At 63.1% G+C, this 20,537-nt stretch carries 17 protein-coding genes and 1 pseudogene; 5 read left to right on the plus strand and 13 right to left on the minus strand.

The window, feature by feature from the left end; translation table 11 throughout:
- Positions 1-6 precede the first annotated feature (6 nt).
- The 7 genes and pseudogenes from SLG_RS09580 to SLG_RS09610 all read right to left on the minus strand — a co-directional run bounded on the left by SLG_RS09580 (position 7) and on the right by SLG_RS09610 (position 4,560).
- Entirely contained in the window at positions 7-312 is a 306-nt protein-coding gene (locus SLG_RS09580; RefSeq protein WP_014076268.1) for a hypothetical protein, read from the minus strand.
- Positions 313-418: 106 nt separating this feature from the next.
- Positions 419-1,339, minus strand: a complete 921-nt coding sequence (locus SLG_RS09585) for a deazapurine DNA modification protein DpdA family protein (protein WP_014076269.1) — start codon at positions 1,337-1,339, stop codon at positions 419-421.
- A gap of 5 nt (positions 1,340-1,344) precedes the next feature.
- Positions 1,345-1,686, minus strand: coding sequence for a hypothetical protein (locus tag SLG_RS09590; RefSeq protein ID WP_014076270.1), 342 nt, complete (start codon positions 1,684-1,686; stop codon positions 1,345-1,347).
- A 305-nt stretch (positions 1,687-1,991) separates the two neighbouring features.
- Positions 1,992-2,348, minus strand: a complete 357-nt coding sequence (locus SLG_RS22175) for an N-6 DNA methylase (protein WP_231848647.1) — start codon at positions 2,346-2,348, stop codon at positions 1,992-1,994.
- Between the two features lie 324 nt (positions 2,349-2,672).
- Positions 2,673-3,377, minus strand: a pseudogene (locus SLG_RS09600) (hypothetical protein).
- Between the two features lie 45 nt (positions 3,378-3,422).
- On the minus strand, positions 3,423-4,085 hold the full coding sequence (locus SLG_RS09605) for a hypothetical protein (RefSeq protein ID WP_014076274.1): 663 nt from the start codon (positions 4,083-4,085) through the stop codon (positions 3,423-3,425).
- Entirely contained in the window at positions 4,078-4,560 is a 483-nt protein-coding gene (locus SLG_RS09610; RefSeq protein ID WP_014076275.1) for a hypothetical protein, read from the minus strand. The genes SLG_RS09605 and SLG_RS09610 overlap by 8 nt, the downstream gene beginning before the upstream one ends.
- Positions 4,561-4,728: 168 nt before the next feature.
- Here SLG_RS09610 and SLG_RS09615 point away from each other — a divergent pair, with 168 nt between their 5' ends.
- Entirely contained in the window at positions 4,729-5,688 is a 960-nt protein-coding gene (locus tag SLG_RS09615; RefSeq protein ID WP_014076276.1) for a MucR family transcriptional regulator, read from the plus strand.
- Positions 5,689-5,763: 75 nt separating this feature from the next.
- On the opposite strand, the gene SLG_RS09620 is transcribed toward SLG_RS09615, so the two are convergent.
- Entirely contained in the window at positions 5,764-9,918 is a 4,155-nt protein-coding gene (locus SLG_RS09620) for a strawberry notch family protein (protein WP_014076277.1), read from the minus strand.
- 228 nt (positions 9,919-10,146) lie between these two features.
- Here SLG_RS09620 and SLG_RS09625 point away from each other — a divergent pair, with 228 nt between their 5' ends.
- Entirely contained in the window at positions 10,147-10,329 is a 183-nt protein-coding gene (locus SLG_RS09625; protein ID WP_014076278.1) for a ribbon-helix-helix domain-containing protein, read from the plus strand.
- 192 nt (positions 10,330-10,521) lie between these two features.
- Here the strand turns inward: SLG_RS09625 and SLG_RS09630 are convergent, their stop codons facing one another.
- From SLG_RS09630 to SLG_RS22470, 5 genes are all read right to left on the minus strand, one after another.
- A complete protein-coding gene (locus SLG_RS09630) occupies positions 10,522-12,972 on the minus strand; it encodes a S8 family peptidase (protein ID WP_231848648.1) in 2,451 nt (816 codons plus the stop codon).
- 54 nt (positions 12,973-13,026) lie between these two features.
- The gene (locus SLG_RS09635; RefSeq protein WP_014076280.1) at positions 13,027-14,022 is read right to left on the minus strand and encodes an AAA family ATPase; all 996 of its coding nucleotides are present in this window, start codon (positions 14,020-14,022) and stop codon (positions 13,027-13,029) included.
- Positions 14,023-14,354: 332 nt separating this feature from the next.
- Positions 14,355-16,397, minus strand: coding sequence for a ParB/RepB/Spo0J family partition protein (locus tag SLG_RS09640; RefSeq protein WP_014076281.1), 2,043 nt, complete (start codon positions 16,395-16,397; stop codon positions 14,355-14,357).
- A gap of 174 nt (positions 16,398-16,571) precedes the next feature.
- Positions 16,572-17,501 (minus strand): DUF7146 domain-containing protein, encoded by a 930-nt coding sequence (locus tag SLG_RS09645; RefSeq protein ID WP_014076282.1) that lies wholly within the window; start codon positions 17,499-17,501, stop codon positions 16,572-16,574.
- 130 nt (positions 17,502-17,631) lie between these two features.
- Entirely contained in the window at positions 17,632-17,913 is a 282-nt protein-coding gene (locus SLG_RS22470) for an RNA polymerase sigma factor (protein WP_443018056.1), read from the minus strand.
- A gap of 173 nt (positions 17,914-18,086) precedes the next feature.
- Between SLG_RS22470 and SLG_RS20360 the strand changes: the two genes are divergently transcribed.
- From SLG_RS20360 to SLG_RS09660, 3 genes are all read left to right on the plus strand, one after another.
- Positions 18,087-18,899 carry a helix-turn-helix transcriptional regulator gene (locus tag SLG_RS20360; RefSeq protein ID WP_148276551.1) on the plus strand — a complete coding sequence of 271 codons (813 nt, stop codon included), beginning with the start codon at positions 18,087-18,089 and terminating at the stop codon, positions 18,897-18,899.
- A 78-nt stretch (positions 18,900-18,977) separates the two neighbouring features.
- Positions 18,978-19,604 carry an acyl-homoserine-lactone synthase gene (locus SLG_RS09655; RefSeq protein ID WP_014076284.1) on the plus strand — a complete coding sequence of 209 codons (627 nt, stop codon included), beginning with the start codon at positions 18,978-18,980 and terminating at the stop codon, positions 19,602-19,604.
- Between the two features lie 12 nt (positions 19,605-19,616).
- The gene (locus tag SLG_RS09660; RefSeq protein WP_014076285.1) at positions 19,617-20,531 is read left to right on the plus strand and encodes a phytanoyl-CoA dioxygenase family protein; all 915 of its coding nucleotides are present in this window, start codon (positions 19,617-19,619) and stop codon (positions 20,529-20,531) included.
- Positions 20,532-20,537 lie beyond the last annotated feature (6 nt).

A 20,537-nucleotide genomic window follows, 5' to 3' on the forward strand; every position in this document is an offset into this window, starting at 1 on the left:
CTCGGGTCACACCTCATCACGCAGAATGGAATAGACGTCATCACCATATAGGCGGGTGGTCTGGCAGCTCTCATCCCAGAAATGCGTTCCGGCGCGAAGGCGCGCTGCCACCCGGAGTCCGGTGTCGAGGATGCGCCAGATGCCGATGGGGGTCCACAGCCCGTGTGGAGAATATTCAAACCAGAGTTGGCGGCCGAGCTGGCCGCATTTCATCTGAAATGCCCAGCCGCGACGGTGGCGCTCGGCTCTCACCTCGTTCCCCGCATATAGGCCGGGCAGGATGCGTTCCATGCTTTCGCCGTGGCGGATCATCGTGAGTCCCCGGCGGATACAGGCGGTTCGGCCTGGAAGATGTCGGCTGCCCACTGCGCGATCCACGGTTCGGAAATTTCGTCGTGCGACAGTTGTCCCTCTTCGATCAGCGCCCGGATTTCGGCGCGCGCCTTTGCAATCGCCCTCTCCCATGGATCGCGTGGCGGTCGGTCATCGGGGCCGAGCGGCAGTTCGCCCTGCATGGGCGCGAGAGCGCGGACGGACCGCGCATATTGGCGGCGTGCCCAGCGCTCCATATGATCGGCGACGAAGGCGTCGGTCTTGGAGATCCGCGCTGGCGGGCCTCGATCCTGCTGCCTAGCCCGAATGCCTGGCTGTCTGTCGAAGCCACACGACGTTCGAGCCGGCGGAGCTTGCTGAGGGCCGTGCCTTTTATGCCGAGTCCGTGAATCATCGTCCTGCTCCCGAGAATGCGATCGAGATGCTCGAAGATGGCGATCACCCCATCGCTGCCGCCTACGGGTCTGCGGCACATGGAGCCGATACCGATCAGGGGTACGGCATCGATGATATCGCCTAGCGCATCGATGCACTTTTCATAATCGCCTGCGACCCGGCCTCGTATTACCGGCATGAAGCGATGGGCAATGCCGCGGTCATGAGCGCCGCGCCAGCAATCGCGGTTGACCCGGATGGTTCTCGAAATCCGGTCGCGCACCTCTTCACGATCGGGTGCGATCTCGGGTTCGACGCAATAGTCCATGCTGGCGAACCAGCGGAACGGATAGCTTGCGGCGAGATCGAGATAAGCTTCTGTCGCCCAGGGAAATCCGCGATACTGCGATAAAGCGACGAATCCGGCACTGTCCAATGCGATGCCGGACAATCCGTCGGCATTTTTCAGCAGATCAAGGCGCCATCCCTGCCATTCGGGCCTGCCCTTGCGGCGATTCCAGCGCGGCAGCGCGTTCGCGGAGATGAGTGTCGGCACCTGCATGGCGCGGGCGCGGTTCAGTATCGGCCCCGTGCGCAGGTGCGGCAAGCCGACCATGATCTCGATCGCCATGGGACTCAGGAGACGTGCCAGCAGCACCAGCGCTCTGCGGCCTGCCGAGCGCTGAGCAGGCCATGGTGCGCGCTACACCATCTGCGGAAAGGTGGATCGAGAGCAAGTGCGGGGTCGCCGAGCTGACCGACCACATCCTGGACAAAGGCATCGGCCGGATCCTTGCCGAGCCCGGCGCGCGCAGCGGTGATGGCCGCCTGAAGCCGCGCCGCCATCTTCTCGGCTTCCTCGATAGAAATATCCTCTACGGTGCGCATGCCGCCGCGTGGTCCGCAGATGGCCAGCGTTATGACCGTCATGCCGGCCGGTGTCTGGCTGAGCGCGGTGATATGGACATGATGGGACATGCCAGCCTCCAGCAATGTGAAATCTCGGATGGTCAGAAAAGGCTCAGCTGTTGCGGCATGGCCGGTGGCGAAATCCGTGGCTCGCGCGACGGTGAAACTGCATGGTTGATCGGGGCCGGCGCAGGTGGCGCTTCGACAGCATGGACAAGCGTCTCACCGGCGGGCTCGTGGCGTCGTCGATGGGCGAGCCGGGCGTTCCATCCGCCCAGAATATGGGCCGGTGTGTACCAATGCTCGGCCGTTTCGCCCGAGAGGGAGTTTCCAACCATGAGATGCGCCGGCACATGCAGCAGCGAGAGCTGGACTTAGGCCATGTGGATCGCGCGCGGGTCGATATCGATCGCGGTGACATGAAGATGGCGCTGATAGTTTATACCGAGATCGCGCATGGCCTCAGCGAGCGCGATCACCATCGACCCCGCCCCGCAGGCCGGTTCCATGGCGGTCACGAAGCCATGGTCGCCGATGATCGCCTTGACGCTTTCGGAATCCCGGATTGTCACCTGGGCCATGAAGCGACTGAGGGTATAAGGCGTGAAGAACTGGCCCCGCGCCTTGTTGTGCAGCTCAAGGTCGTGGAACAGGGCGCCCAGCACATCGCCGGGGCCGACTTCTAGAGCCTGCACCAGTTCTGCGAGGACTCGCGGAAACAGATCGATCACATCCGGCCGGTAGTGCCCGACAATGTCGAGATAGCTCGCCTCGCGTGGCTCGCGCTGCCGCGACGCCGTTGGCCATGGCGAGTGCCATGGCCTCCATACAGTGGCCGAAAACGGTGTAGAGATCGTGGCGCGGCTGGCTGCGGCGGAGCAGTGTCGCCATCGCCTTGAGATAGGGCTCATGCATCGGAGCCTCCAGATCGGTGATGAGGGCGAGCGGGCGCGGGGGCGGATGGCCCAGCCGCAGCGGGATCGTCCGCGAGGTGCTTTTCGTGACCGCCCGCAATTTACGCGGATTTAAGAGTGCAGGCGCGGATATGGCCCTGCTCAGGCAGCGTTCTTGCGAATCCACTCGTATAGAAGGTGATCATCCGGACCATATTCCGAGCCGATGGCGATGCGGATCAGACGGCCGTCTCAGGCAAAGGCCGATGCTCGGGGAAAGCTGAGGTAGGAGCGTCCTTCAAGGATCAGGTCGCCGGAGCGCACCTTCGTGATTTCGCGGGTCGTGCCGAGCAGGCGATGACCGGTCGGCGCGTCGATCAGTTTCAACTGGTCGCCGGCTTTGATCCGCTTCTTGAAGGCCGCCAACGATATCACCGTATCGACCGGATTGCGGCTCCCTTGACGCTTTGCCAACGCCGCCCAATAAGCTTGGCCGATGCGCACGTCGCAGTAGAAACTGCACGACCAGAAATCCTGCAATGGATTGGTCCGGGTCGAACCGAACCGTTCTATCTGATCGCGTATTTCGACTATGAAGGCGTTCTGCGCGTCGCGGCCGGTCAGGTCGGTTGGAGCATCGAGAATCTCCGCGATGACCTTGCGCCCCCCGGAAAACTTCTCCGTGCGGATCGCGAACGTGGTTTCGGTAAAATGTTCTGCCAGATGGCGCTCGATCCGAGAAGCGAGCGACGGCAACGCTTCTCCGGCGCGATAGAGGTCGCCTTCGTAGTGGAAGTTCCCGCGGTCGTCATGTTCGGTCTGGCTATACAGGCGCGCGGATGCGCCCGGCGCGGTGGCGTCGGTCATGATATTGTCCTTCAGGTTTAAGAAGTTTTTTGTGGTGTGAGCCGGTCAGGCCGGCGGCGGCACCGTCAGGGCATCGGTGCTATCGCCTGCTTCAATCCTGGGGAGCGTCCAGTCGAGATAACCAAGACGCGTGTCGCCATTCAGGACCTCGGCGATCCAGTCGACTGAAGGATGGTCGGGTTCGTCGACCCATGGATCGGGCGGGTCTCGCACTGGCGCGGTAGCGAATATGGCCAGTCGCCGCGCCAGCTGCTGCTGCGTGGTCTCGAACTCGACATGATCGGCGAAAATCGCGCACCACCCTCCCCCGAAGCTGTCGTGACGGGGACGTGAGCAGCTGTAGCTCCAGTCGAAGCCGAGGGGCTTGGATTTCAAACTTTCCTGGCAACACCGGCGGATGAGTTCGGCGATCGGGCCTGGCTGAAAATCCGTGGTTCCGTAGATCGAGACGACACAGTCTGCGCCGCCCGAAATTTCAATCTCCGCACCGAAATCGGGAAAGGCGGGATCATCGAAGATGCCAAGCAGGCCGTTGAACGGATTGCCGAGGTCCGTCGGCATGAAGGCGGCCAGAAACTCCGCGCTCGGTTCGCTCGGGCTGAAGTCGCCCAGCAGGTCGGCAGCGTGCTGCCACGCCTCCTCGATCAGCGCGCTTTCGGCTGCCGTGCAAGTGAAAGCGAAGGATCCCTGGACATGATGATCAGCCATGGACGGTCTCCGAAATGGCTGCATCGGGATCGTGGTCGACCAGGACCATCGGGGGCGGATTCATGCGCGCAAGCCGGTATTCCGCTTCGATCGCCTCGATGCTTCCCAGTTCCCTGATACGCTCGATCGGGAAGACTTGTTCGTCCTCCTCGGTTGTCGGGACCAGTTGTGGTTCGCCATGACCCAGGTAAAGAACGCGAACGGACGGAAAGCTGCCGGGATAGCCGCCGGACCAGCGAACATAGTGGAGACCATGGAGGCGACAGACATCTTCGATCTCTTCGAAACGACCATCGGCGACGTCATGATCCATCAGCGCGAGTGCCGTATCGGTGGGTAGATCTTCAGGGCTGAACGGCGTGCCATCCCAATCGATAGCGGGATTGTCTTTCCCGATAGCCTGGATGAGTTGAGGATATCTGGAGCGGGCAAGCACGCCACCGATCATGATGTGGACGGATACGCGGTCGGCCATGGTTCGCCGTTCATGGAAACAAGACCTTCAATCGGTCCTGATCGTCCCCTCTCCCTCCACTTTCCATTTCCGGACCTGCGCGAGCACGATGCACAGGATGCTTGCATGAGCGGCGCATTCCCGCTTAGCTGTTGACCCCAAATTCTTCCCACAATCACCGCCATCTTCATGGCCTTCCAGTTCAGGGAGTTTTACGTGGCCGACACCGAGCAGCCCGATTTCACCGCCATGACGGTGCAGTTATTGAGCGCCTATTTCTCGAACAATCAGGTGCCGGCGGGCGACATTGCCGGGATCATCGAAGCGACCCGCGGCGCTCTGGAACGGAAAGCCACGGTAGAGACGCCGGCGACGCTCGAATTTGTTCCGGCTGTATCGATCCGTAAAAGCCTGAGTTCGCGAGAGCACATCATCAGCATGCTCGACGGCAAGCCGTACAAGACGCTGAAACGGCATCTGGCGACAAACGGACTGACACCGTCGGAATATCGCGAACGCTATAATCTTCCCAAGGATTATCCGATGATCGCGCCGGCCTATTCGGAGCATCGACGCGCCGTCGCCCAGCAGCTTGGGCTCGGACGACGCGTTGGCGCAAAGGTGGGGGGCGAGGCGCCCGCAGTCGAGGCAGCACCTGTGGCTGAGGCGGGATCCGCTGGGGCTACGCCGGTTGTGCCGGAAGTCGCACCGGCGACCGAGGCGACCCCTGCCCCAGTCCCTGAGAAAAAGTCCCGGCGTTCTCGTGTCAGGGCTGCGGTTGCCAAGCTGGGCGATGAGGCCGGGATCGCTGCACTTGAACCGACGCCGGAGCCGGTAGCTGCGCCTGCACAGCCCGAAGGGGCGACCGCGGCAAAGCCTGCAGGCAAGAAAGCAGCCGCAAAGAAATCCACCGTGAAGAAGGCGCCGGCGAAGCCGAAGGCGAATGCCTCGACGCCAGCGCCGGCGGAGGAAGCTGTGGCCGCGCCGGCAACGGCGGAAGCTGCAAAGCCGGTAGCCAGGAAGAAGGCCTCTACGAAAGCCTCAGCCGTCAAGGCCGCTCCATCCACGAAGTCGAAGGCGCCCAGGCGGCGTGCTGCGACGGTCAAGCAGGATGAGGCCGAGGCGGAGGTGCCGGCACCGGCGGAATGATGATCTTCGGCGAAGTCCGGCGGAAACAGGCCGCGCTTTGCCTGCTCGATGATTTTCAGATCGTTGGAGCCAGGATCAGCAGTGGCGCTCGGCGATGATCCTGGCAAGGATGTCCCGTGCCCGTTCCGGCGGCAGGAATAATCTGGTCTTGAACTGCACCACCTCGCTGAATGCGCCGCATGCCTTCAGCCAGATCCGATCTTCGGGGCGATAGTCCCGGATCTCGAGACGGGCACTGTCGTTGACATGAACGCGCGCGAGCTTTGCCGTCCCGAGGCAGGGGATCGGCACGGCGCTGCCCGCACGCGCGCCGGCGATGATTTCGTCAGGACCAAGGGCGATGCCGCCGTCGAGCCCAAACTCCCTTTCGAGCCGTTCGAGGGCGGCAGGATGGATGATACGCCCGAGGATGGACGTGCCGGCGCCATCGTCGATCCGCCACACGCGCACATCATCCTCGGGCAGCTTGTTCCAGACGGGCAATAGCAGGCCGGTCGCGAGGGTAATCGTCTCGACCAGAAGATTCTTGGCGGCTTCAGCGGCCTCCTGCTGCCAAAGGTGCTGGAATGTGTCGCGGTCGACCTCGCTCCAGTGGCTGGCCGCCAGGGCTGTGACTTCCATGCGGGACTGACCTGTAGGGCGAAGAAGATAGCATCGCTCGATCCAGTTACCGTCCTCATCCTGCCCCGGCCATGTCGGCACGCGCAACGCCACCCGGCCGGAGCGGGCATTGCGAAGCCAGGCGATATCGTCCGCATCCTTGCATTCGAGCAGAAGCATGGCCCAACTGATGATCGGCGGCCGCCGGTGCAGCTCCAGGCGCAATAGCCTCGTCTCGGCCCGGGTCACGGGATCGGTGCGCAAGAGTTGATCCGACAGCAGATCCATGCGGTCGGCGCGAATGGTCTCGATGCCCAGGTCCAGTGTGCCCGCCGTGCGCGCTGCTTCGACGCGATCCTCGATCAGCCCCAGAAACTCCTCGAATATACTGTTCTGGGTTGCGATTCGCAACGCCAGGATGCGGTTGAGCCAGCGATGAATGGGCGGCAGACGCTCGAGCAGTTCCCCTCCCTCGTCGCACAGTTCAAGTCCCGTCATCTCCTGAAAGGCGTCGAGCGAAACGCTGCGCAGCTTGCCCTCGTAAAGGAGATGGAACCATTGCGTGAGCGCGTCGCGCGCAAAGTCCGATTCCAGATTGTCCGACGGGTCGAAGAGATTTTGCGATCCAGTCTGGCGCTGCCCCCTGGTCAAGGCGCCCAATGCTTCGAGACCGCGGATGATGGTGCTGAGGAAGCGGCGCTCACCGCGGCAATCCGTAGTGAGCGGACGATAGACAGGCGCCGTCATCTGATTGGTGCGATGACTGCGCCCGAAGCCTTGTACGGCCGAAAGGATACGGAAGCCCAGTTCCAGAAGGAAATGCGCGCGCCTACGATGGGCGGTCGGGCAGTTCCGATCGGAATGCATGGACCGGCCGGTGCTGCCCGCGAGCGAAAAGGCGGCGATCGGCTTGGTTCCATTCTGGAATGCCTGGACTTCGAGAACGTTGGCGCGGGCGCCCCGCCTTTCGATTTTCTGTTTGCCGGTGACATCGGTCACGATGCGCCGCGAGCGTCCGGTGATCTCGGCGACGCGATCGGTCCCGAAATGCGCGATAAGGGCGTCCAGTGCGGTGGGTATAGCCGGAAGCGCGCACAGATCCTCGATCAGTTCGTCTCGAGCGGTAATCGCCTTCTTGCACAACACCGGATTGCCCTCGGCATCGGTCATCGGTTCGGCGCGCACGGCGCCGTCGTCTGCCCGGAAGACCCGCATCTGGCGTATGGGAAAGGCATTTTTCAAATAGTCGATAAGAGTTTCTTTGGGCGAGACCTGAACATCCAGCATGGCCCGCTCCTCGGCGGTGAGTTCGGAGAGCCGCCGGTCCATGATGGCTTCACCCGTGCTCGCGAGTTGCACCAGCACGGCGTTGTCCGACGCCAGTTCCTGTTCGATCGCCCTGATGAGCGAGGGGATTTTCAGGCTCACGAGGAGGCTGGAAAAGAACCTTAACTTGGCAGACTCGAAGGAACTGAGCCCCGATCCGCGCGCCCGGGCGTTCTGCGTCTTGCCCGATATCCGGTCGACGATGCCGATCTCGGCCAGCACTTCGCGAAGCCCGCGATGAATGATGCTCCAGCTATCCGCATAGCCGTCGTAGATCGCGATCTGGTCGGGCGTCAGCACATGTTCGAGCGGCTCATATTCGACGCCCGCGAAGCTCAGTGCCCTGGCGGTGTAGAGGCCCATCGCCTTGAGGTCGCGGCAAACGACCTCAAGTGCCGCAATGCCACCCTCCTCCATCGCCTTCATGAACATGTCGCGCGTGGCAAAGGCCGTGCCCGGTCCCCACAGGCCAAGGCGAACGGCATAGGAGAGGTTTTCGGGCCTCGCCGCGCCAGTGGCGGACATGTAGAGAATGCGGGCCCGTGGCAGGGCATTTTGCAACCGGATGCCCGCCAGCCCCTGTTCCGACCCTTGGGCCTTTCCGAAATCGGTTTCCGTGCCGCCGGCATGGGCCATGGCGTGGGACTCGTCGAAGACGATCACGCCGGCGAAGTCCTCGCCGGTCCAGTCAAGCAACTGCTGCAGGCGCGATGCCGTGTCATGGCGGGCGGAGCGCAGGGCGGCATAGGTCAGGAAGACGATGCCGCTTTCCATCGTGATCGGTTTGCCGAGAGGGAAATTTGCGATCGGCTGGATATCGATGGCGAGGCCGCCCAGCGCCGTCCAGTCGCGGCGCGCGTCCTCAATGAGGTCGGCCATGGAAATCCAGATCGCGCGGCGATTGCCGCGGTTCCACTGGTCGAGAATGATGCCGGCCGCCTCACGGCCCTTGCCGACGCCGGTGCCGTCGGCGATGAAGAAGCCGGTGCGATAGAGGTGGCCGTCCCTGTCCTCGACAAGGCGATCGCCGGCGAGATTGGCCGCGAAACGACCGGCAAGATCGCGCTCATGGGCGTCGCCCGCATAGATGATGGTTTCGAGCTGCGCCTCCGACAGCGCCTTGATCGCGCGGTCCTGAAGCATTGGCCGATAGCTGGGCGCCGGAAGCGACACCGAAGCCATGGCGATGGATTCGACCAGGTCGTCGGGATGCCGGGAAGCATCCTCGATGGCGATCCGCGCGAGGCGCCAGGCGGAATAAATGCCCACGGTTTCCCCAGGCGCAAGCGGCGCCTGAGGCGCGGTATAGATAATCGGTCGCGCCTCATCCGCCGTGGCGGCGATTCGCGAGGGTGGCGCAAGCTTTTGGCCGTTCATGCGCGCGAAGAGCATGGCGGGCGATTGGGCGGCAGGGACAAGGGAACGGGGCGTAGCGGCGGCCGGCGGCGGCACAAGCGGCGGTGGCTCGAGGGGAGCGAGCCGATCGGGCATGGCAAGCACCAGGCGCAGCGCCGCTTCGAGGTCACCGGCAAAGTGGCGCTCGGGCGTGCCCGTCCATCCCCTGTCGAAGACCAGCAACCGCACATCGATCCCCGTGCCATGCTTGGCGTAAGGACTGCCCGAAATGGTGATCTCGGCGCGGGGCGGGACAAGTTCGGCGACGGCGTTATAGCCAAGCGCCGCAGAACCTTCAGGCGAGAAGCTGGTGGGCATGATGGCGACGCATCGCCCGCCAGGGGCCAGGCACGCCAGGGCGGCGCGCAGATGGCGCGCGCCGGCATGACGATCGATCCCGCGCCCGGTGCTGCGGCTGAAAGGCGGGTTGATCAGCACCACGCCCACGCGCAGGCCATGGACCGCCAGCATGCCGGTGCCCGCCGAGGGTTCGAGCAGGATATCGTCCGATCGGCAGCGCGCCGCCATGGCCACGAGCCATGCGAGGGTGATCGGCGTGCTGAACTGCTGGAGATCGACCTGCTTTTCCGAGCGGTAGGTCTGGGTGGGCAAGCGGCGCTCGAACTGCCGCAGGCGTTCGAAGATGTCGGCGGGCGTGCCGCCAAGGAGCGGGCTTTGCGGATCGGCGAGGAGCAGGACCTGGGCGGTTTCCAATGCGTCATAGGCATCGCGCATCGACCAGAGCCCGCCGGCATCATTGACGCCGAAAACCTCGGTCATCAACCGCTTGAGGCTTTGGCGGCTTACGGCGACGCCATTATGCAGGCGGTGGGAAAGAGAGCGGGCGACCTCGGACAGACATGTGGCGGTGTCTTGGGTCTGCGACAGGGCGAGTTGGGGCAAGTTCATGGGCACCTCTTGGGACAACAGGACAATCCTCCTGTCCCCTTCCCGCTTTCCTTCTTTGGGGCGGTCGGATTTGCGCGGTCGGGTACTGCGTGGGTAATTATTGGAGCGGGTACGAAGGGGACCGTTCAGTTCTTCAGGCGCTGACAGCCATCGCCGTGCCTGCATGGCTGCCCAGCTTGAAGGATGGCGGCGAATAGGATTAAATCATATCCACAAGGAGTGTCATCCATGCGGACGACCCAACAGTTCAGCGTGACGCTGCCGAACGACTTGGCGGCGCAGGTGCGCGACAAGGTGGCGTCGAGCGAATATGCCAGCGAGAGCGAAGTCATTGGCGACGGGCTGCGCGCGCTCGATGCACCGGACCGGGCCGTGGAGCAATGGCTGCGCAACGAGGTCGTCCCTGCCTAGGACGCCTATCGGGCCAATCCCTCGCGCGGGATTCCACTCGAAGACGTGCGCGTCGGGCTAGCAGAACAGCACAAGCGGGTGACCAAGCGCAGCTGAACGTGGCCCATTCCATCATCGTCACGCCGGAAGCGCGTGACCATGTTGATGCCATCTGCGACTTTATCGCCGCTGCCGCGCCGCCAGCGCAGCGGTTTAGCCTTCGATCTCGACGTCGATCAGCGTCGGAATGGCCGCTTCGATCGGAGTGTAGAGATCGATTTCCGCTTCCGGCGTCTCAAGACTGACGATCAGGGCGTAACGCGCTTTGTCGTTGAAGCGCTTGAGCCCGGTTCGCTCCCGCCACCAGCCGGTGATCGGGTGGATATAGAGCATGTTCCGCGCGGCCAGCTCGACGGCCGGGCCTTCCCAAATATCGACGTGCAGCGATCCGGCCGAGATGGTACGCTCGCCAAACAGCCAACCATCATTGTTTTCGCTGACCGGCCGCGAGTCATTCTCCGCACGCCCTTCGGCGTTGTTCCTGCGCAGGAAGTTCGCGGTGGTTTCGCGCGACCGCTTCAAGTCGAACCGCAGGCCGAAGGACTGATAACGAGCCGGGTCGATGGCCGTGGCGAAGCTGGGATTGGGCTCGATGAAATAGGAGAGCGTTACCTTCAGCCGCACGCGCAGATTGTCGAGTTCTTCAAGAATCTGGCGTGGCCAGGGCAGCGGATAGACATGGGCCTCGTGGAAGCGGATGCCTGACGCTTCCTTGCGAAAGGGCTGAATCTCTCTTTGCGCGACAAGGGCGAGATCGTTAATCATGGAGGCGCGAGCCCGGGCGAGGTCGGGAAGGCCATATCCATAGCGGCGGAGACAATCCGCTTTGTCGCGTTTAGCGGCGCAGGCCGCGATGGCCTCGGTCATGGGTGGCGTCCAGCGCGCGCTATGGACCATCAGCGCCCGGATGGTCTCGGGCCAATAATCAGGGTGGTCCGCCGCGATCTGCGCGGCTAAGCGCGCCGCCTGCGCCGTGGCGGCACTGGTGGCCCAGAAGCTGTCGAGCGGACGCTGACCGACATCGCGCGCGGTGGTGAGAAGCGAAAGGGAGTCGAGGCCGGCAATCGCTTCGGTTTTGGCGGGGCTGATCGCCCTGTTGCCCGCCTCGAATACGAGGTCGGGCTTGAACGGCGATTGGCCGGCGCGCCAGAGATAGGAGGTGCGGCTATAGGGGCTTCCGGCGCCGACCGCCGCCATCGGCGTCCAGTCCTCATAGCCGGCCTCCGCGATCTGGCTCTTTTCGGTGTAGCCGCCGATCGCCAGCGCGTTCCAAGCCTGACAGGGATCTTCCGCCGGGAAGGCGTCGGCATCCGCGATCTCCGCCGGATTGGCGTGGTCGGGGACGTTGCCCGCCGCGAGGACGATGAGCCGCTTGGGCGACGGGTTTTCCTGACCCTCGGATTCGGCGCCGGCCGCGGCCTGGTCAATGGCGGCACTCCATGCGGTCGCCTCGGCGCCGCTGCGTCCGCCATTGGTAACGGCCATGCAGAACAGGCGCGCGCGGTCGGGGTTTTGGATTTCGGCGCGTGCGATGGCGCCTTGGGTGATGGGACCGTAAGCGTGCGGGTCGTTCGCGGGAAAGCCTGCGGGCGGCAGGATTTTGACCGATTCCAGTCGGTGCATGAGGCGTCGCTGTTCCTGATCGGCCAAGGGCGCCACGAGGTCGCCGTGCAGCGCCAGGCCCGCCATGCCGGTGCCGTGGCCGGAGCCGGGCGCATGATCGTCGCCGCCCCAGTCGGGATCGACGCTCAACAGGTCTTCGACCGCGAGGGCGGGCTCGATGAGCGGATGGGCGCGATTGACGCCGGTATCGAGGAGGCAGATGGCCGGCGCCTCGCGGCCGGGCCAGATGGTCCGTTCGGCGAGGTCGTCGATGAAGGCTTGTGCTTCGTCACGCAGGTCGTGGGTGAAGACGTGGGGATTGTCGCTCGCGCGCCGCAGCTCGGCGATGCTACCCGTCGCAAACAGCAGCAACTCGATCGCGGCGCGGCGGCCATAGACCGGAACGACGATGGTTTCGGGAAAGCGCAGGAAGGTGTCGTCCTCGCCGACATGGAGCCCGAGCTGTGCGGCGGCTTCGAGAACGCGGTCAACCCGGTCGCGGAAGCACCACAGCGACCACCACATTTCCGCCTGGGGGTCTTCGGGCAATGCTGAGGGATCGTCCCGCCAGAAGGTGCGGATGCGCGCTTCGCGGATATGCTCGATCGTCTCGACGCGAGTTTTCCCTTTGGGCGAGCCGGTACGCTCGTTGAGCGGCCCGAAAGTGTAATCTTGGAACACCGCTTCGAGCGTGTCGCGCATGTCGTCGGGCACGAACAAGGCGATCCGGCGCGCGCCTTGTTCGGTGAACGTCACGGCGCCTTGCCGGGTTTTTTCCCGCGTGCGTTCGAGCGTGGTCGGGCCGGCTTGCGGCGACAATTCCACCTCAAGGAAAGTGCCATCGGGTGGCGCTAGGGGCGGAGCGCCATCCGGGACCTGCCGGACCTGCTCGGCGTGCTGAAAAGCCGAAGCGAGTTCGGCGATCAATCGCTGGCCGTGGTCCTGGCGAATGCGGATGAGCGGGCGCTGCCGGGCATTGCTGCCCGGCGACTTGAAAGCCACGCTGTGAGCAAGTCTCGATATGTCGAGATGCGGTCGATCGTGCTGGGCCACAGGTCAGTGTTTCGCGGAGAAAGCGGTGCGCATCGCTTGGCGCTCGGCGAGGCGAGCGGTGATGTCGGGTGTGGTTATCTGGTCGCGCTGGTCGAGGATGGCCGCCTTAACCGCTTCGTCGGCCGCGCGCGCGATCTCGGCCTGGCTGAGGCCGCGCGCCGCTTTTTCGATGACGGACCATGCCAATCGGGGATATTTCAACGGCTTGAGGTTTGCTTTGACCACTGCTCGCACCTGTTCGGCGGAAGGCATTTCGAACTCGATCACGTCGTCGAAGCGGCGCAGCAAAGCGCGATCGAGCAACTCGGGGTGATTGGTGGCCGCGACGAGCGGACTATCGGTGGCACTCTTTTCCTCCATGAACTGAAGGAAACTGTTGAGGACGCGGCGCATCTCGGCAACGTCGTTGGAGGCGGTCCGATGCCCGCCAACGGCATCGAACTCATCGAACAGATAGACCGCGCGGCGGCGAAGGGTCTCGTCGAACACGAGTCTGAGCTTGGCCGCGGTTTCGCCCATGAAGCGGGTAATGAGTGCTTCCAGTCTTATGATGTAGAGCGGCAGCTTCAACTCGCTGGCGAGTGCCTCGGCGGTCATGGTCTTGCCCGATCCGGGCGGACCCACGAACAGGAGCCGGCGGTTGGGCGCTTTGCCATGCTCGCGCAGCCAGTCGCGTCGCCGCTGCTGGAGAATAGCATTATCGAGCCGCTGCGAGACGGCGGCGGGCAGGATCACGTCGGCGAGCGTTACGGTGGGCTCGCGAAGGTCGAGAAGACCTTCAAGATCACCGCGCGGGCGGGCGAAAGCGATCGGAATGGATGGGCTGACGCCTCGCGCTGCGCGTGCGGTATCGACCGCGGCGCGCAAGTCGTTGGCGGTGTCCCGGCGACCCTGTCGGGCCTCGGCGGCGGCCACCTGCAACGCGATCGAGTAGAACTGCTCGTCGTCGCCTTCGGCTCGACTGCGCAGCATCGCCAGTATCTGCTTGGCATTAGACATTGAATCTACTCGATTTCTTCCGCACGCAATTTTCCCCCATCGTTCCTGATTCGATAACGCAAACGCCAACGGAATTGAAGAACAAGCTGTTGCGGGATGCGACATTTGCAGCCCAGTCGCGTCGATTTGCTCGGCGAAGGGTTGGGCGGATATGCTCCCTCGTCGAGTAGCAATAGTCGTCGGCGTAACCATAAATTCGCGCGGAAAGGTGACAAGTTTCATCTTTCTCTCGTTGGAGGTGGGCCGCGAATGTCGCTATTTCGGCTTCTTGCCGCGTAACGTTCAACTTCGAAGCCAGGGGGACGGGCCGTAGCCCATCCCCCCGGTCCCGATCAGGCAGCCTGGGAGATCTGATCGTCGTTGTCGGCGTCGACGATCCCATTCGGTGATGCATCACGATCATCGCCCGATGCGCCCTGTTCACCAGCGATTTCGGCAGGGCCAAAGCGCATGGCTTCCGGAAGCCATGCAAGCGCCCGTTCCTTAATCTCGGGTTCGATGATGACGTCGCCTCCGAAAAGCCGCTCGGCCGAGGCCGAAAGATCGTGCTTCTTGGAACCGGCGTAGCGCGATTGCAGCTCCAGTCCGCCGATCTCCTGGAACAGGCTGAGAATGGCGGGCTTGGTCAGCTTGTCGAAGTAGGTGAGCGCGGTTGGCCGCCACCAGGCCGCGACATCGATCTCGAGCTTCGTTCCGAGGTGATCGAGGAAGGTTGCTTCGCGGCGGCCGATCGGGACGGCCTGCAGCGTGCGCGCGATCGCCCAGCCTAGCCAGGCTGCACGCGCCTCATCGGGGAGAGCGCAGAAGGCGTCGTAGCGATCCGCGATGGCCTGGTGATTGACCCAGCTCCGGTCGAGCGCTTCGTCGAGCTTCGTCCATTCCGCCACAGCGGCCGTTTCCGGCTTGAAGTCGGCGAGGAGACGGGCGGGAGCCGAGGCGCGGAGATCGCTCGGAATGTCGAAGGACGAGAAGCGGCATTCGCGATCGACCATGATGAAGGTGCCCAGATTCAGCGCGAACGCCGGATTGCTGGCAACATGAACCGCCAGCAGTTCGGTTTTCATCATCGCCAGCATTTCGCGCAGGCGCTGGCTCATCACCGGGCCGATGATTCGCGCTTCGTCCTGGCCAGCCTCTCCGGCGAGGATTTCGCCGTCGGTTTCGCCATCCTCGAGACTTGCATCCTCGTCATCTTCACCCTCTTCGTCGGTGGCGACGGGCGCGACGAACAGTTCCTGGTGAATATGCGGCTGACCGTCCGGCCCGATCACGAGATAGGCGAGCACGCTCGCCTTCTGCTCGGCATCGACGATCGGCTCGCGTTCGACGATGGTGGACAGTTCGGTCTGGAGGGCGGTGTAGCGATTCTGGTCCTCCTCGTCTGGCTCGCAGCCTTCTTCCTCGAGTTCGGCTTCCAGTTCGGCCAGTTCCTCCCTGATTTCCAGCTTGCGCTGTTCCTGCTCCTCGCTGAGCGCCGGCGCCTCGACCGGCAAAGGCGTCAGGGCGTAGGTATCCATATAGGGGACGCGCGTGTTGGCGACGGGACGGACCTCGGCAAAGCCTTCCCGCTCGCGCAACATGTCCGCTTCGGCGGCGAGTTTCATCATCGCAAGCTCGTCGACGATATGGGTGTCGATCCAGCGTTCGTCGTCCGCGTCCGAATAAAGATCGGCATCCTCGATCCGCCCGCCGGCAGCTGTGTAAGCATCACGGCCGACCAGCAAGACGCGGGGGTCGTTGCCGCGATAGCTATAGTCCTTGATGCGGCGGCGAATTTCACTGACGGAATTGCCGGCGTAGCTCTCTGAGAGCATGTCCCAGATCGCTTTCTGGCGGGCGCTGTCAGCCGTGGTGCAATAGGCCTTGGCGACATCGAGCGTGATCTCGCCATTCTCGAGTGCCTCGAAGATCGGCTCGGCAAGGTTAGCGAGACGCAGGCGGCCCATCACGAAGCGTTCGGTGAGCCCGAACCGCTTGGCGACGTCGGCCGCCGTCTTGCCCTCGACCTCGATGATATCCCTGAAGGCGCGGCATTCCTCGCCCGGCCCCATCGGAAGCCGCTCGAAATTTTCAACGAGGCTGACCTCGCGGCCATTCCTGGCGTTGTCGAGGACCAGGACGGGGATCGCATGATCGGCCGGCAGGCTGCCCTTTTCGATCAGGCGATGCACGGCATCTAGGCGGCGACCGCCGGCGGTGATCCGGTAGTGGCCCTTCTTGCGCGAGACCGGCACGCCGACCAGATTCTGGATGAGGCCGTGGGCGAGGATGCTGGCTTCCAGTTCCGCGTCGGCATCCGTATCGGTGCGGGTCCGGACATTGACGGGCGATTTGGTGAGATTGGCAGCGGGTACGGGAATGGGAGTCTGGGACATGGGTTTCTCCATTGGTGCGGCTCGCTCATCGAACCGCCCATCCCCTCTTCCTCCCCTCTTGCTGCGTCGGGCCGGGACGGCACGAGACAGGATCGCAGGCGACATGGATTGTCAGCGAGGGAAGCGCTCATGCGCTCGTGGCAGCGAACAGGTTTTTACGCATTGTCATGATCGTCACGCCGCGCGCGGCATGTCCTCGAGCACCTCCGCCCAGTCATTATGAGGAACGGGGGGCCATGGGCTGAACACCTCCAGACCGCTATGCTGATGGACTAGCCGGATCTGGCGGCTCGCTTTCCATCCCGCCACATCCCTGTCGAAGAGCAGCACGAGGCGTTCCAGTCGGCTGGGCAGCAGGACATGCGCAGCGCGTTCGGTGCCGAGCGTTGCCCAGACCGGGATTCGATGAAGGCGCATCGCAGCGAGCGCCGTTTCGATTCCTTCGGCAAGGCCAAGAATAGTGGTTGCAGGCGCTAGCTGCACGGCGCCGCGGCCAGGACGTCCGAGCATCATTCGCGGGTCGGTCAGATCATTGGCTTTCACGGCCGCTACGGGATCCAGAAAGGTGCGATGAATGGCAACGATCCGATGGCCCTCGCGGACTGCGGCGATGAGCGCAGGTCGAAAGACTGCAGTCCTCCCCCGCCCCAACGGCGTGCGCGGGTTGTAGCGAAGGTCGCGCCAGGGCGGCATGAGGAAACGGTTGGCGAGATAAGCTTCGGCGGGCGTGCCGGCGATTGGATTGGAGGCATCCCAGACACGCAGCGCCGGCCCGGATCCGGTTTGAAAGGGGCGGTGCTTGATCGATGAGATCGGGGCGCCTCGCTCGGGCAGGTCCAGGTGAAGGCGGCGGATAGCCCGCAAGACGGCGATCGTGTCGCAGCCTGCGAAGCATTTGAACAGCAGGGCGGAGTCGCCGACGCGAATGGAGAGGCTAGGGTCATGATCGTCATGGGCGGGGCAGAGACAAAGCCCCTGGCCGCCGCTCCACCTGCCGCCGAGACGTTTGACGAGATTTGCGCCCGCTGCCTCGATTTCTTGCAGCCGCAGCGAGTCGGCACATAGCGCGTTGCGGCGATGCCGGTCAGGTTGGACATTGCTCATGCCATCATATCCCTGAACGGCCGGGGACGACGTTCGCGGGGGAATCGAGGTGCAGTGGAGCGGGGATCAGATCTGGCTCTGATTTGGCGATAGCGCTGGAGATGCCGGTCAGCTTGCGAGAGCAAACCGTTCAAGACGCACGCTCCTCTTCAAAACGGTGTATTGCGCGCAGCAGGTGTCGGCGCACCGTTGCAGCGGATAGATCAAGCCGGATCGCGATATCATCGACCGGACATTTCTCGATGAAATAGAGTTCGAGTATCCGTCGGCCAGGTTCCGGTTCGGAGCGGATGATGCGCCGCAGGCATCGTGTGTCTTCACGCAACTCTCTTGCGGATCGCCGCCTGGTTCGCATGCGCGACAGAATTGCGGATACAGCTTGAACCATTTTGGTTGGGGTCCGGGGAGGCATGGCGCAGCTCACGATGTCGTTGAAATCCGGGCGTAAGCCCGCTTCTCGCCTCACTCTCCCCTTCCGGTTCACGACCAATTTGCGTCCGTGAAATGAGGGTTGTTACCCTGTTGAAGTAACAACTAAATTTTTGCTTTGCAGCATTTTTGATAGGACTTCGGGCCCGACGGTTCTTGAGCGGCGACCGGCGGACAAGGCTATTTCGCGGCCCGCTCCAGAAGGAGCCAGACATGCTACATTCCCAGGAATATCAGTCCATCATTGAGGCCTTTTACGACGCGAGGGACAATCAGGACATTCAAGGTGTTCTTGAACATCTCACCTATTTCCTGGGCTTCCGGCATTTCGCGATCGGGCATCATGTCGATCTTCTCAATCCACCATCCACGTCCTTCGGTGTCTCGAACTACACGCCTGGCTGGCTCAGCGAAGTCTTCCATGAGGGTTACTATATGGATGATCCCATCCATTTCCTGTGCAACGGCCGAAATACAGGTTTTATCTGGCCGGATCCCCATCTGTTGAAGCGCTTGAATGAGCGGCACCGACATATCCTCGAGCGGGGCGCGCTGCGCAATTTCCAGGCCGGCTATACGATCCCCGTCCATCTTCCTGGCGAATATTCAGGAAGCTGCACATTCGCCACGCCCTTGTCGGGACATATCTCACGGGAAGTGCTGCCTGCCGCCTTCTACGCAGCTTCTCATGCGTTCGAGGCAATGCGGCGCCAGGCCCGCATGGCCGCGGGACTGAGCGTTGAACCCCCTCCGGAGATCACGCCACGACAGCGGGAAGTCGTGTTGCTGTTGGGGCAAGGCAAGAGCTACGCGGAAATGGGAGATATCCTCGGAATTTCCGGGAATACGGCCCATCAGCACTGCAAGGCGGTGTTTCGCTCATACGGCAACATCCAGCGGTGCAATCTGATCGCCCGCGTGCTGTTCGACGGTCTCGCCAGCTTCCCGGAGATGCTCCGAAAGCACTAGCAATACCCAGTTCCGGTCATAGGAGTTTGTTGTTCATCGCACCGATGATGCCCTTTCCACCAACGAAGGAGCATCATCATGATCGAGATTTTCGAAGGCGCGGAATGGGGCGAGAGCTCTCCCGTGCTGAACGGCATGTATCGCGACCGGAAAAGGATATTCGTCGATCTGTTGGGTTGGGACGTGCCGGTCGTCGACGGCGCCTATGAAATAGACCAGTTCGACGACGAGCATGCGATCTACGTCGTCGCTACCAATGAGCGCGGCGAGCATGACGGCTCGATCCGTCTGCTTCCGAGCGTTCGCCCGCATGTCCTGGGCAATATCTTCCCCGAACTGTGCGATGGCCCGGTGCCATCGGGCGAGCATATCTTCGAGCTCAGCCGTGCCTGCCTTTCGCCGCGTAACCGTGCGGCGCGCAGACTGCAGGTCCGCAACGCGGTCACGACGGCCGTCGTCGAGTTTGCGCTGCTTCGGGGCATTCGCCGTTTCACGTGCATCGCGGATTCAGGATGGCTGAGCCAGATCCTGTCGCTCGGATGGGACTGTCGGCCGCTGGGCTTGCCCAGGGAGATCGCGGGCCTGAGCACCGGCGCGCTCGTGATCGAGATCGACGGCGATACGCCCGACAAACTGCGGTCTGCAGGCACCTACGTGCCGATGCGTATCGTCCACGCCCACGCTGACGGCCGCGCCGCGGCCTGACGGAGACATCCCATGACCATCATTGCTCTTGACCGGCTGGTGCCGGATACGAAGTCGTGCTGCGAGCGCCTCGAGGCGGACGGGTACTGCATCATCCGCAACGCCGTTCCGTCCAGCCTGGTCGACAGGCTGGCAAGCGATCTCGCACAGGATTTCGCAGCGACCCCGCATTCGGTGGGGCCATTCTATGGAGAGACAACCCGGCGCTTCCACGGTCTCCTGCGGCGGTCACGTCAAATGGGGCGCTTTGCGCTCGACCCGCTGGTGGTAGCGGTCGTCGAGAGGTTCCTCCAGCCCTGGTGCGACACGATCCAGCTCAACCTGACGCAGGCGATCGAGATCGAACCGGGCGGCGTGGCACAGCCCCCGCACCGTGATCAGGACATGTGGCCCGTCCACACTGCCGGCGTCGAATATATGATCAACGTGATGTGGCCTTTCTCCGCGTACCGGGCGGAAAATGGCGCCACGTTGATCTGGCCCGGCAGTCATCGACGGCAAAATGAGATCGTGATGCCCGCGGAAGACGCGATCGCAGCGGAGATGGATCCCGGCGATGCGCTGATTTTCCTTGGGTCCACCCTGCACGCGGGCGGCGCCAACAAGTCGGCCAATTCCCGCCGGGGCATGATCATCAGCTATAGTCTTGGCTGGCTCAAACCCTACGAGCTGCCGTGGCTGGCCTATCCGCCCGAGATTGCGCGGTCCCTGCCCCGGTCTCTCATGACGCTCGCCGGATACCAGGCGCATCGCCCGAACCTGGGAACCTATGAGGGGCGTTGTCCATCGCTGCTGCTCAATGCCATGGGCGATGGAGCGCCAGGTGCGGTCGATGTTCTTCGCCCCGAGCAGGAACGGCTGATCGCCGACTATCGTGCGGGCCGGATTCTACCGGATTTTGCCGGTTCGCCGCCCGAGGACGGATGAGCCGCG

It is taken from the genome of Sphingobium sp. SYK-6 (assembly GCF_000283515.1).
Classification (GTDB): Bacteria; Pseudomonadota; Alphaproteobacteria; order Sphingomonadales; family Sphingomonadaceae; genus Sphingobium; species Sphingobium lignivorans.